The organism is Bradyrhizobium sp. 164, assembly GCF_023073715.1.
Lineage (GTDB): Bacteria > Pseudomonadota > Alphaproteobacteria > Rhizobiales > Xanthobacteraceae > Bradyrhizobium.
The window spans coordinates 160,762-173,969 of record NZ_JADPKA010000069.1; the positions used below are offsets into that span (position 1 = coordinate 160,762).

At 64.4% G+C, this 13,208-nt stretch carries 11 protein-coding genes; 1 reads left to right on the forward strand and 10 read right to left on the reverse strand.

Annotated elements, in window-relative coordinates; genetic code table 11:
- Positions 1-137: 137 nt before the first annotated feature.
- From IVB01_RS22835 to IVB01_RS22850, 4 genes are all read right to left on the reverse strand, one after another.
- Positions 138-959: an NAD-dependent protein deacetylase gene (locus IVB01_RS22835; RefSeq protein ID WP_247280223.1), complete on the reverse strand. Its 822-nt coding sequence runs from the start codon at positions 957-959 to the stop codon at positions 138-140.
- 76 nt (positions 960-1,035) lie between these two features.
- Positions 1,036-2,835 carry a cation:proton antiporter gene (locus tag IVB01_RS22840; RefSeq protein ID WP_247280224.1) on the reverse strand — a complete coding sequence of 600 codons (1,800 nt, stop codon included), beginning with the start codon at positions 2,833-2,835 and terminating at the stop codon, positions 1,036-1,038.
- 211 nt (positions 2,836-3,046) lie between these two features.
- Positions 3,047-3,877 carry an SDR family oxidoreductase gene (locus IVB01_RS22845; protein WP_247280225.1) on the reverse strand — a complete coding sequence of 277 codons (831 nt, stop codon included), beginning with the start codon at positions 3,875-3,877 and terminating at the stop codon, positions 3,047-3,049.
- A 54-nt stretch (positions 3,878-3,931) separates the two neighbouring features.
- The gene (locus IVB01_RS22850) at positions 3,932-5,266 is read right to left on the reverse strand and encodes a solute carrier family 23 protein (RefSeq protein ID WP_247280226.1); all 1,335 of its coding nucleotides are present in this window, start codon (positions 5,264-5,266) and stop codon (positions 3,932-3,934) included.
- A 125-nt stretch (positions 5,267-5,391) separates the two neighbouring features.
- Between IVB01_RS22850 and IVB01_RS22855 the strand changes: the two genes are divergently transcribed.
- Positions 5,392-6,720 carry a dicarboxylate/amino acid:cation symporter gene (locus tag IVB01_RS22855; RefSeq protein WP_247280227.1) on the forward strand — a complete coding sequence of 443 codons (1,329 nt, stop codon included), beginning with the start codon at positions 5,392-5,394 and terminating at the stop codon, positions 6,718-6,720.
- Between the two features lie 175 nt (positions 6,721-6,895).
- Here the strand turns inward: IVB01_RS22855 and IVB01_RS22860 are convergent, their stop codons facing one another.
- The 6 genes from IVB01_RS22860 to IVB01_RS22885 all read right to left on the reverse strand — a co-directional run bounded on the left by IVB01_RS22860 (position 6,896) and on the right by IVB01_RS22885 (position 13,207).
- On the reverse strand, positions 6,896-8,509 hold the full coding sequence (locus IVB01_RS22860) for an ABC-F family ATP-binding cassette domain-containing protein (protein WP_247280228.1): 1,614 nt from the start codon (positions 8,507-8,509) through the stop codon (positions 6,896-6,898).
- A gap of 170 nt (positions 8,510-8,679) precedes the next feature.
- Positions 8,680-9,027 carry a RidA family protein gene (locus tag IVB01_RS22865; RefSeq protein WP_247280229.1) on the reverse strand — a complete coding sequence of 116 codons (348 nt, stop codon included), beginning with the start codon at positions 9,025-9,027 and terminating at the stop codon, positions 8,680-8,682.
- A gap of 14 nt (positions 9,028-9,041) precedes the next feature.
- Positions 9,042-10,163 carry an FAD-dependent oxidoreductase gene (locus IVB01_RS22870; RefSeq protein ID WP_247280230.1) on the reverse strand — a complete coding sequence of 374 codons (1,122 nt, stop codon included), beginning with the start codon at positions 10,161-10,163 and terminating at the stop codon, positions 9,042-9,044.
- Positions 10,160-11,578 (reverse strand): NAD(P)/FAD-dependent oxidoreductase, encoded by a 1,419-nt coding sequence (locus IVB01_RS22875; protein WP_247280231.1) that lies wholly within the window; start codon positions 11,576-11,578, stop codon positions 10,160-10,162. Before IVB01_RS22875 ends, IVB01_RS22870 begins: the two co-directional genes overlap by 4 nt.
- Positions 11,575-11,871, reverse strand: coding sequence for a (2Fe-2S)-binding protein (locus tag IVB01_RS22880; protein WP_247280232.1), 297 nt, complete (start codon positions 11,869-11,871; stop codon positions 11,575-11,577). Before IVB01_RS22880 ends, IVB01_RS22875 begins: the two co-directional genes overlap by 4 nt.
- Before the next feature lie 139 nt (positions 11,872-12,010).
- Positions 12,011-13,207, reverse strand: coding sequence for an FAD-dependent oxidoreductase (locus tag IVB01_RS22885; protein WP_247280233.1), 1,197 nt, complete (start codon positions 13,205-13,207; stop codon positions 12,011-12,013).
- Between the last annotated feature and the right edge of the window lies 1 nt (position 13,208).

The following is a 13,208-nucleotide window of genomic DNA, read 5'->3' on the forward strand; positions in this document are numbered from 1 at the left end:
AATTCTCCGCGCTGATCGTCAAGACTGAGGTCGAAAGCGCAGCAATTTCCATGCCATGGACGACGAGGACAACGCCGCGCCTGACTATTCTGCTTGGCACCTATGCAATAGGCAAGACGTGTTCGACGCCTGCGCGATCAGAGCAGGAATGCAAGCGCCGACTCGCAGCGCTCCTCGACCTTCAGCGTCAGGAGATCGTCGGCGCGGGTGCGGCCGAGATTGACTGCTGCAATCGGAATTTTGCGTTCCGCGGCAGCCTGCACGAAGCGGAATCCGGAATAGACCATCAGCGAGGAGCCGACAATCAGCATGGCGTCGGCCTGCGCCAGATGATCGTGCGCGGTGGCGACAATATCGCGGGGGACGTTCTCGCCGAAGAACACGACGTCGGGCTTGAGGATGCCGCCGCAGGCTTCGCAGGCCGGCACTTCGAAGGACGAAAACTCCTCGTGCTCCAGATCGGCGTCGCCATCAGGTGCATCGGCGGCATCGAGCCTCAGCCAGGCCGTATTCGCGCGACCAAGCGCGTGCTGAAACTCATCGCGCGGCGTCTTGCAGCCGCAGCCCATGCAGCGGACCAGATCGAGTCGGCCGTGCAGGTCGATCACCTGCCGGTGGCCGGCAGACTGATGCAGCCGGTCGACGTTCTGGGTCAGCAGCATCCCGCACCGGCCGTTCGCCTCGAGCCGGGCCAGCGCATGATGCGCATCATTCGGCTTGGCCTGGCCGAACCGCCGCCATCCGATCAGACTGCGCGCCCAATAGCGCCGGCGCGTATGCTCGTCCGACATGAAGGCCTGGAAATTCACCGGCTGGGTGCGCTTCCAATTGCCGTGGCTGTCGCGATAGTCGGGAATGCCCGAATTGGTGCTACAGCCCGCGCCGGTCAGCACGAACAGACGTTCGTGTCGGCCGATGAAATCCTGGAGCGGAAGGTTTGGCAGCGGAGCATTTATCATGGCGCAGATGTAGTTCGTGCGGGCGGGCTTTGCCAGATGATGATAGTCCGCAGCGCCCGGCCGCCTGCAGAGGTGGCTATCTCGGGGACCGGCGCACTGTGCTATCGAGGAGACGAGTTTTCTCTTCTGCTGCAATGCGGGCGGCTTGCTGCAATGTCAGCCGAAATTCGTCCCGTTTCTCGTGCACCGAGGCGATCGCAGGCCCGACCGCGACTCCGAGGCCGATCAGTGCGGCTTCGGAAAGTTGCAGGCTTGCCTCGATGGTTTCCGGCACCGCATCGGTTGCGCCGATCGCATAGAGGTGGCGGGCATGATCGGCGTCCCGCGCACGTGAGACGATCAACACGTCCGGCCGCACTGCGCGGATCCGCTCAACGACAGCATCGATTGCTGGTCGCGACTGAATGGTGATGATCACACCGGTCGTCTGCATCAGGCCGCAGGCTTCGAGAAAGCCCGGTTCTGTCGCATCACCAAAATAGACCTTATGACCATCGCGGCGGTCGCGCGCCACGGCGACGGCTTCGTTGTCGACCGCGATGTAGTTTAGGCCGTGGCTGGTCAGCAGCGAACAGACGACTTTTCCAACGCGGCCGTAGCCGACCACGATGGCCTGCGCCCGGTCCCCGGGTGGCCGAACCGTCAGTTCGGGATCGAGGGTTCGCTCGCCACCCAGTTTCGCGGCCAATCGTCGCCCGAGCATGCCCAAAAACGGCGTCAATGCCATCGTTACGGCGGTGATGGCGATGGCAAAGCTCGACACGCGCGGTTCAATCAGGCCGAGGGCCGCCGCCATCCCGATGCTTACGAAAGCGAATTCGCCAACTGGAGCCAGCAGGCAGCCGACCTCGATCGCCGACGGCCACGAGAGCCTGAAGAGGCGGCCCAGGATGATGAGCACGATCGCCTTGCCGGTCAGAACCCCGATGACGGCGGCCAGCAACCAACCAGGCTCGCGCATGAACACGCGGACGTCGATGGCCATGCCGACGGTGAAGAAGAAGATGCCTAGCAGCAGGCCCTTGAACGGCTCGACGGTGGCCTCAATGGCCTTGCCATACTCCGTTTCAGCCAGCATCAGCCCTGCAACGAATGCTCCGAGCGCCATCGATAGGCCGGCTTGGTGCGCGGCAAGGCCTGCGCCGACGATGACGAACAAGGTTGCCGCGACGAACAACTCCGTCGAATGAGTGCCCGCAACCATCTGGAACAGCGGACGCATCAGCAGCCGTCCGATCAGAATGAGAAAAGCGACCGCCACTACAGCCTTCAAGGTCGCACTGGAGATGTGCGTCACGACGGAGCCGTCGCTGCCCGCGCCGAGCACCGAGACGAACACGAGAATGGGAACCACTGCAAGATCCTGGGCCAGCAGCACCGAGAAGCTGGCGCGCCCCGCAACGGTCGCGAGCCGCCTGTCGCTGGACAGAAGCTCAAGCACGATAGCCGTCGAGGACAGCGCAAGGCTTGCGCCGAGGATCACGGCGGTATGGGAATTCTTCCCCGCGAGAAGCGTCGCGCCGAAAATGATCGCGGACGTCGCCAGCACCTGCAGGCCGCCAAGCCCGAACACCAGGCGCCGCATCGTCACGAGCCGCCTGAAGGACAGCTCGAGCCCAATCAGGAATAGCAGGAACACGACGCCGAGATTGGCGATACCTTCGACGTTCTGCGCGTCCACCACGGTGAACCAGTACAGGAACGGGAGGTCCTGAACGAGCGAGCCGAGTCCGAGAGGGCCGAGGATGGCGCCGGCACCAAGATAGCCCAACACCGGATTGATGCCCCAGTGGCGGACGATCGGCACCACGACGCCGGCAGTGCCGAGGACCACCAGCGCGTCACTGTAGGCATTGATGTTTATGGTTGTGGTCACGAAGCCTTCATGTGTCGGCGCTTACCACTAGCGGCAGCGTCGTCCACGATCGATAGCACACGGCGCCGCAGACCCCTACCGGGCTCCGACGGCCTTTGCCGCGCGGGCGTTGGTGGCCAGCACGCCCAGCGAGAAGGCTTGCCTCGCGACCACGATCTAATCGTTGCAACCGGTCGGGCCGTCGCAGATGCGCACGCTCCCAAGCTGACGTTCAGCTCGCCCAATTCTCCCGGAATTCGGGGAACAGCGTCAGGCCTCCGCAGGCATAGATGGTCTGTCCGGTGATGTAGCTCGCATCATCCGAGGCGAGGAAGGCGAACACCGCGGCGATCTCTTCCGGCGTGCCGACACGTCCGAGCGGAATGTGGGAGGTGACGATGCCGCGCTTCTCGGGATCACCGGTCCAGGCCGCGTTGATCGGCGTATCGATCGCGCCGGGTCCAACCGCATTGACGCGAATGCCGCGGCCGGCGAATTCGAGGGCCAGCGTACGCGTCAGATTGGCCATGCCGCCCTTGCTGATCGAATAAGCGAGATAGCCGGGCTTTGGGATGATCTGGTGGACGCTGGAGCAATTGATGATACTGCCACCTCCGCCGCGGGCGACGAAATGCGCGAGCGCCTTCTGGGCGCAAAGCACGGCGCCATTGAGATTGACGTCAATGATGCGACGATAGGTTTCGACGTCGAGCGCATCGCTCGGCGATTCCCGCTGGAAGCCGGCATTGTTGACCAAGCAGTCGAGGCGCTTCCAGCGCGCCAGGACCGTCTCGAACATCGCGGCGATGTCCTGCTCGTTGCCGACATCGGCCTTGACGATGATGTGATCGAGCCTGCCATGACCCCGATCGCCCGATGCCGTCCGCGCCAGCGCAAGCGTCTCCTCGGCTCTTTCAGGATGATCGAAATAATTGATGGCGACGGTCGCGCCTTCCTGGGCGAGCCGGATGGCGACGGCGCGGCCGATGCCTTGCGAGGCGCCGGTCACCAGCGCGTATTGGCCCACGAGGCGCGAGGGAAAGGAGGTTGAGGTTTGTGGCATGAGTTCTCTCCGGGATGCTTGATCATCGGCGGAACTGGCTTTTTGTTCCATCCCTCAGCGCATTGCTTCGATTCGCTCGGCGCCGCGTGCGAGTGGCGAGGTCAGAATCTGATGCAGGATGATGGCGCCAAAGGTCGCGGTGCCGATTCCGCCGATGGTGAACGCACCGAATTTGAGCGTGAGATCGCCGGCGCCTGCCGTGAGCGCCACCGCGACGGTAATCAGGTTCGCGGGATTTGCAAAGTCGACCTTGTTCTCGACCCAGATCCGTCCCGCCATCGCCGCGATCAACCCGAACAGCACGATCGAGAGCCCGCCGATGACGGGACCTGGGATCGACAGGATGAGCGCGCCGAATTTCGGCGAGAAGCCGAGCAGGATCGACACCGTGGCCGCGAAGGCGAACAACAAGGTGGAATAGACCTTCGTCGCCGCCATGACGCCGATATTCTCGGCATAGGTGGTGACACCGGTGCCGCCGCCGCAGGCGGCCACGATGGTCGCGAGGCTGTCGGCAAACAGGGCGCGGCCGAGATAGCGATCGAGGCTCCGGCCCGTCATGGCGCCGACCGCCTTGATGTGACCGAGGTTCTCGGCGACGAGAACTATCGCAACCGGCGCGATCAGGAAGATTGCATCGGCATGGAAGCTCGGCGCGGTGAAGTTGGGCAGGCCGAACCACGGCGCGGCCGAGAGTTGCGCGAAGTCGATCGGTTTGCCGAAACCGAGTCCGTTCGCGAACAGCAAGTACAAAAGATATCCGCCGATGGCGCCGGCAATGATCGGCAGGCGGCGCCACAGGCTTGGCGCGGCAACGGCGACCACGCCGATCATCAGAACGGTCGCAAGCCCGATCCAGGTGTCGAACGTGCCGGCGCTCACCGCCTTGACCGCCACCGGCGCAAGGTTGAGCCCGATCGCGGCGACCACGGCGCCGGTGACCGCCGGCGGCAGCAGCTTCTCGACCCAGCCAACCCCCGACCACATCACGATCAGCGCAATCACGCCGTACAGCACGCCGGCTCCGACAATGCCGCCGAGCGCAACTGACAGGTTCGGGTTCGGCCCCTGCCCCACATAGCCGGTGGCAGCGATGACGACGGCGATGAATGCAAAGCTCGAGCCGAGATAGCTCGGCACGCGCCCTGCGACGATGACGAAGAAGATCAGCGTGCCAATGCCGGAGAACAGGACCGCAACATTGGGATCGAACCCCATCAGTAGCGGCGCGATGATCGTTGATCCCGACATTGCGACGCAATGCTGGAGACCGGAGACAACGGTCTGGCCCCAAGACAGCCGCTCCTCCGGCATGATCACGCCCGAGGTCTTGAGTTTCCATCGCGGAAAATAGCCTTGCACGCGTTCTTCGGAGCCTGTTGTCGACATGTTTCCCCCGACTTGCGGTGCAGCAGTCGATCTTCGTGCGATCCGACAAAAATGTGATTGTCGCTTCCGCGGCGGCCATCACATGATGCAAATCAAGCAAGATCGATACATTCCCGGCCTACAATATGACACAAGTCGCGGTCCAGCCAGCCGTCCTCCGCCGGCACCAGCCCTGGTACAAGATCCTCTACGTCCAGGTCCTGATCGCGATCGCGCTCGGCGTGCTGATCGGTTATTTCTTTCCCGATCTCGGCAAGGCCTTGAAGCCGCTCGGCGACGGTTTCATTGCGCTGATCAAGATGATGATCGCACCGGTGATCTTCTGCACCGTGGTGCACGGCATCTCCTCGATGGGCGATCTCAAGCGTGTCGGCCGGGTCGGGCTGAAGTCCCTGATCTACTTCGAGACGGTCTCGACCGTCGCGCTCGCGGTCGGTCTGCTCGTCGGGGAGATTCTCCAGCCCGGGCACGGCTTCAACATCGATCCCGCCACGATCGATCCGAAATCGGTGGCCACCTACGTCACCAAGGCCAAGGAAGAGGGCATCGTCGCCCATCTGATGGCGATTATCCCCGACAGCTATCTGGGCGCCATCGCGCGGGGCGACCTGCTTCAGGTGCTGTTGATCTCGATCCTGTCGGGCTTCGCCATCGCCTTCCTGGGCAAGGCCGGTGAACCAATAGCGGACGCGATCGACAAGGCCGCAAAAATGTTCTTCGGTATTATCCGCATCATCGTGCGCGTGGCGCCAATCGGCGCTTTCGGCGCGATGGCATTCACCGTCGGCGCCTACGGTCTCGGCTCGCTGCTCAACCTCGCCGCCCTGATCGGCGCGTTCTACCTGACCAGCATCCTGTTCGTGCTGATCGTGCTCGGTGCGATCGCCCGGCTCGCCGGTTTTTCGATCCTGCGCTTCATCGCCTACATCAAGGACGAGTTGCTTATCGTGCTCGGCACCTCGTCCTCGGAGACTGTGCTGCCGCAGATGATCCAGAAGATGGAGCATCTCGGTGCCTCGCGCTCGGTCGTCGGCCTGGTCATCCCCACCGGCTACAGTTTCAACCTCGACGGCACCAACATCTACATGACACTGGCAACGCTGTTCCTGGCGCAGGCGACCAACACCCATCTGACGATCTGGCAGGAGCTCGGCATTCTCGGCATCGCCATGATCACCTCGAAGGGCGCCTCGGGCGTCACCGGCGCCGGCTTCATCACGCTCGCCGCGACGCTCTCGATCGTGCCCGACATCCCGATCCAGTCGATCGCGATCCTGGTCGGCATCGACAAGTTCATGAGCGAGTGCCGCGCATTGACCAACCTGATCGGCAATGGCGTTGCCTGCGTCGTCATCAGCATCTCCGAAGGCGAGCTCGATCGCGACGCGCTGCACGAGACCATGGCCCACCCGCTGGAGATCGGCGAGGCGTTGGAACCGGTCGGCAGGGCGTAGCGGTTCCGACGCGGTAGTTTCCCGGAATGGAAAAGCGGTGAGATACGCGTCACAACAATGGCATTGGGATCACCGATTGATAGTCAATCTTTCCGCCCGACGCGCTGGGGGCAGGGCGTCGGGCTTTTGGAGATCTTCACCATGATCAGCCGCCGTGTCGGGAGGTAAGGCGGGATCAGATGATCCCGTCTTTGACGCGAATCTCCTTGCCGGCAAGTTCGAGCCGGCGCGTGATCCCGATCGCCTGCAGGAATGCCTCGTCGTGACTGACGACGAGCAGTGCGCCGTCATAGGCCCTCAGGCCAGCTTCAACGGCTTCGATAGACTCGATATCGAGATGAGTGGTCGGCTCGTCCATGATCAGCAGGGACGGCGGCGGCGTCCCACCCAGCACGCAGGCGAGGCCAGCGCGAAACATTTGCCCGCCGCTCAGGCCTCCGACCAGCTGCAAGGCAGCATCGGCGCGAAACATGAAGCGAGCCAGGGCTGCATGGCAGGCGTTAGGATCCGCTTTCGGATTGAGACGCCTGAAATTCTCAAAGATAGAGATCGCAGGATCAAGCAGGCTGACCTTCTGGTCGAACAGCGCGAAGTCGGGCCTGACCCGGACCGTACCCGCGACAGGGTGCAACTCGCCTGCAATGAGTTTCAGCAGCGTTGTCTTGCCCGAGCCATTCGGTCCGACGACCGCAACGCGCTCCGGACCGACGATCGTGAGCGAGAGATCGCGCAAGACGGGCTGCTCCGGCCGATAGCCGGCGCTGACCCCGTCGAGCCAAACCATCTCCCTGCCCGCCGGCAGGCCGGTCGCGGGCAGCTTGACCGACAGCGGTTGAAGAACCTCGATGCGTCGGCGTGCCGTATCGACGGCCTCGACCGCTTCCGCGCGCCGCCGCTCGGCGATTTGTGCATTCTTGCCCCCGCTGTCCTCGCTGCGGTCCTTGCGCGCGCCGGCCAGGATACGCGGCATGTCACCCTTGGCGCGCTTCTTCCTGCCGCCGCTATCCTTGCGCGCCTTCCGTTCAGCTGTTTCCTGCGCCTTGCCGTCAATCTCGGACAGGTATCTCTCGGCATGCGCGAGGTCGTGCCTGACCGCAGCGAGCTCGACGGCCTTCTGCGCGCGAAAACTGCTCCAGTTGCCGCCGTATCGGGTTGACCCGAGCGATGTCAGCTCGACGATCGCATCCATCGTTTCGAGCAAGTTCCGGTCGTGGCTGACGACGATCGCGCCGCCGCGCCAGGCAGCAAGGAGATCAGTCACCGCCCCGCGTCCATCCTGGTCGAGATTATTGGTGGGCTCATCCAGCAGCAGGAAGTCGGGCTCGGCAAACACCAATGCGGCGAGACGCACGCGCGTGATCTGGCCGCCGGACAGGCGGGCGAGCTCCGTATCGGGACAGGGATCGAAGCCGAGGCGCCCCAGGGCCTTCTCAAGCCGCCCTTCGAGCGTCCAGTCGATCGCGGCGATCTCGTCGGCCGAGGCGTCGCCCCGCTCAGCGCGGCTAAGCAGCTCCAGAGCCCGCCGCGCGCCGAACACATCGGCCACCGTCGCATCTGCAAGCGGTTGGACGTTCTGGCGCAACAGGCCGACGGTCCCGTTGACAAGAATGCGCCCGGACTGGGGAACATGCTCGCCCAAAATCGACGCGAGCAGCGTCGTCTTCCCGACACCATTGCGGCCGACGAGACCGGTCCGTTCGGCCGCGAAAGTCAGATCGATGTTGGAGAGAAGAGAACGGCCGTCAGGCGTGGACAGCGACAGATTCGACAGGATGATCGAAGCAGGCATGGAATTCCCCGTGAGCAAGGCGGATGGGCTTTGCGGTTGGGGTAAAATCCATGGCTGCGAAGTTCCTGATTGAGAGCTCCCTAGTAGTCCCGCAGAAGCGCAAGATCAAGCGCAGCTCGAAGGGCGCGACAGCGCGAGGAAAGCGCTGACGTCCCTATCGGTCTGCACGATCAGCCCTTCACGGCGGTGACCACCACCTCGATCAGCGCGCCGCCGCCGAGATCGGCGACGCCGACCGTGGCGCGGGTCGGCAGATCGTCGCCGAAGAACTCGGTCCAGGCCGCGTCCATCTCCTTCTTCTTGGACAGATCGGTGACGAAGATCGAGGCGCTGACCACTCGGCTCTTGTCGGTTCCCGCTTCCTTCAGATAGCCGGCGATCTTGCCGAGGATGTTGCGGGTCTGGTCGCCCATCGAGACCGAGGTGTCGTCGGCGATGGTGCCGCCGAGGAAGACGAATCCATTGGCTTCGACGGCGCGGTGCATGATGGGCGTGCGGATGCTGCGGGTGATGCTCATGATGTCCTCTTGTTCTAGAGCGTGGAAGGATGGAAGCGGTCGATGCCGAGATCGCCGACGCGGGTCTGGGTGCCGCCGTTGACGATCAGCTCCGCCATCACGGCGCCGGCGCCGGGGCCGAGCTGGAAGCCATGCAGCGAAAAGCCGAACTGGTGATAGAGGCCCACGTGACGTGAGCTCGGGCCAAATACGGGGATGTCGTCCTTCATCCTGGCCTCGATGCCGGCCCAGGCCCGCACGATCATCGCGCTGCGCATCACCGGAAACAGCTCGAACACGGTGCGGGCGCTGATGGCGAGGCTCTTCCAGTCGAGCACCGTCTCGTTGCGATCCTGGTTCGGCGTTGCCAGATGGCCGCCGCCGATCAGCACGGTGCCGTTCGAGAATTGCTTGAAGGACAATTTGCGGCCGCGCAGGATCACGACGGGATCGATGAAGTGCGGCACGCGCGAGGTGATCATCAGCATCGGCGCCACGGTTTCGACCGGAACGGGTTCGCCGAGGGCGGCGGCGATCTTCCCGGCCCAGGCGCCCGCCGCGTTGACCAGCACCGGTGCGGCATAGGTGTCCGGGCCGACATCGACGTGCCAGAGACCGCCGCTGTGACGGATGTTGCCGGCCGCCTCGCCCTCGCGCACGATGGCGCCGAGCTGCTCGGCCTTGCGGCGGAAGGCGGTCGTCGTCTGCGCCGGATTGGCTGCGCCGTCACGACGCGACACGACGCCGCCGGGACAGGTCTCGGCCACGGCCGGCACCAAACGTCGCAACTCGGCCGCATCGATCAGCTCTTCATGGGTGAAGCCGAGCGCGTTGAGCTCGGCCACGCGCGCGCGGCAGACGGCCAGCTCCTCTTCGTTCTCCGCGACGAGGACCTGGCCGTAGCTTTCAAAGCTGCAATCGTCGTCGACGAGCTCCGAGATCCTCTCCCAAATTCCCATCGAACGGACTGAGAGCGGAATCTCTGGGATGTGCCGGGCGAGTTGGCGCACGCCGCCGGCGTTGACGCCGGAAGCGTGGCGGCCGGCATAATCCTTCTCGATCAGCACCGGCTTCATGCCGGCAAGGCACAGATGCAGCGCGGTCGAGCATCCGTGGATGCCGCCGCCGACGACGATTGCATCCACGTTTCTGGTCATCCGCGCACCACCGCCTTGACGTCGGCCTCGCTCTTGGGAACGGCGGCGAGCTCGGCGAGCGTGATCGGCTTCACCGGCGCGCGCAGCCGGTAATAGCCGATCTCCTGCGGGGTCTTCCCGCGGGCCTGCGCCATCAGCTCGGTGACGGTGAGACCGCAGAGCCGGCCCTGGCACGGACCCATGCCGGTGCGGCGATAGGCCTTGAGCTGGTTCGGCCCAGTCGCGCCGATCGCGACTGAGTCGAGAACGTCCCTTGCGGTGACCTCCTCGCAGCGGCAGACGATGGTATCGCCCGAGGGAATGCGGAACTGCGGCGACGGGCGGAACAGCGTATCGAGGAAGATGCGGCCGCGCTCGGCCTTAGCGAGATCGGCACGAAGCGCCGACATTGGCGCGAGCTTCGCGGCAGCCGCGGGCGCCAGTGCTTCCACTGCCGCGCGCGCCGCGATGCGGCCGCGCGCCACGGCCGCGCTCGCGCCGCCGATGCCAGCGCCGTCGCCGGCAATCGCGATGCCGGCGACCGACGAATCCCCGTTAGCATCGAGCACCGGCGACCAGCACAATTGCAGCTCGTCCCAACGATGCTCGACGCCGGCCGACATCGCCAGATTGACGTTGGGCACAACGCCCTGATGCAGCAGCAACAGATCCGAAGGAATGGTCTCGCGCTTGCCGCCGGCGACATAGCTCACGCTCGCGAGCTGACCGTCGCCGGATGCAGAGAGCTCGGTAACGCCGGAGACGACCTGCACTTTCGCCTTCACCTCGCGCATCATGGATAGCCCCTTGGTGAAATAGGGCGAGGTCAGAAAGGCGAAGGCGTGCGGCAGCGCGGCGAAATAATTGCCGCGCTCGGTCGTGTCGAGGATGCAGTCGATGCGGCCGCCGAGGCGCAGGATCTGCGCGGCGAGCAGCCAGAGCAGCGGCCCCTGCCCTGCGATCAAGGTGCGTCCGTCAGGCACCAGCGCCGACGATTTCAGCATCGTCTGCGCGGCGCCCGCGGTCATCACACCGGGCAGCGTCCAGCCGGGAATTGGAAACGGCCGCTCCAGCGCGCCGGTCGCGACGATCACGCGCTGCGCCGTAACGAAGGCAGAGGCGCCGCCGATCGAGACGGCGATCTCGAGGTTGCGATCGAGGCTCCAGACCGTCGCGCGATGGATGACCTCGGCATTGCTGGCGCGCAGCGCCTGCACGAGATCGGCGCCCGCCCAATAATCGGCGCCGAGCTGATTGCGCTCTGTCAGGGGCGTCGAGCCAATGGCGCGGAAAACCTGACCGCCCGGACCGATATTCTCATCGAGCAGCAGCGTCGACAGGCCGGCTTCGGCTGAGGTCGCAGCGGCCGCGAGGCCGGCGGGACCTGCGCCGATCACCACGATGTCGTAGGCTTCGCGCTTGGGAGCCACAGTCATTTGCCGATCTCCCGCTTGCCCTTTTGGATCTCGATTCTCATGCCCTCTGCGACGGGCACGAGACACCCCTGGCGATTGCCGATGCCATCGATGGTGACGAGGCAATCGAAGCACACCCCCATCATGCAATAGGGCAGGCGCAGCGCGCCGCTCACTGCGGTGGACCGCCGCGCATCAACGCCGGAGGCCAATAGCGCCGCAGAGACAGTGTCGCCCTGACGTGCTGCAACGGCAGCGCCATCGACGAAAATCTGCACTTGTGGCCGTTTGTCCTGTTCGGATCGCCTAAACATGGGGAATGCCTCTTGGCTCCTTAAGAAGTTCTAGAGCGTGATGGAATCTTGTTCGGCTGCGCGAGGGTTCACCTCTGCCCAACGGGGAGAGGTGATTTGAGCTCTGGGCCAGCATCGATTCAAATCGAGCCTCCTATTTCTAATAACCGCTGTGGTTCGCAGCGCCCGCACCGCCAAAACGACTCGCCGAGAACGCGCCGACCAGCTCCGGCTCGAGCGCGCCCTGCGCCACCATGCGCGCGATCTCGAACGCGTGGTTGGAGGCGAGCGTCACGCCGGAATGACAGCAAGCGACGAAGGCGCCGGGATGCGTCTCCGACTGGTCGTAGATCGGAAAGCCGTCTTGCGGCATGACGCGGATTCCGGCCCAGCTCCTGATAACGTTGAGCCGCGACAGATGCGGAAACATCCGCTGGGCGCGATCGGTCATCACGGCGCTGACGGAATGCTTCAGCGCGCGGTCGTCGAGCTCGTCCTCCTTGCTGTCGCCGATCATCACCGTGCCCTCGTCGGTCTGGCGGATCGTGGTCAGCGGATGTGGCAGGAACGGCATGGTGCGCTCGGTCACCACGATCTGGCCGCGGGTTGGGCCCATCGGCGCGTAGAGCCCGACCATCGGCGCCAGCGTCTGGTTGGCATTGCCGGCGGCAAGCACGACCTTCGCGGCGCGCAGCTCGCCGTTCGGCGTGGTCAGGCGGAATTCGCCGCCGCTCTTGCTGATCGCCGACACCGGACGTTCCGGAAAATAATCGATGCCGAACGCCCTGAAACCGGTGTGGAAGGCGCGGAACGTGCGCAGCGAATTGACGTGGCCGTCGAGCGGGCAATAGCTGCCGCCGGAAACTTCGGGGCCGATCAGCGGCAGCGACTTCTTCACTTCGGATGCGGAGAGCATCTCCATCTTGTAGTCGGCCGCGCCGACCTGGTTGTGCATGCGTTTGACCAGCTCGGTGCGCTGGCCGAGTTCGTCCTCGCCGAGGGTGAGATGGAAGCCGCCATTCTGCTGAAGAGAGACGTCGAGCCCGGTCTGCTGCTTCAGCTCCGACGCAAGTCGGCTCCACGCCTGCGACGCCTGCACGGTCCACACCGTATAGGCGGGCATGCCGAGCCCCTTGCTCTGCACCCAGACCAGCGCGAAGTTCGCGCGCGAGGCGCGCTTGGCGATGTCGCCTTCGTCGAGCACCGCGACTTTTTTGCCGAGCCGGCCGAGGCCCCAGGCAATGGCGGAGCCGAGCAGCCCGCCGCCGACGACGGCGACGTCGTATTCAGATTTTTGCTTTGACGCGTTGTCTCTACGCGAGCCGGCGTCCACTTCGCTCGAAAACGCTTTAGACATA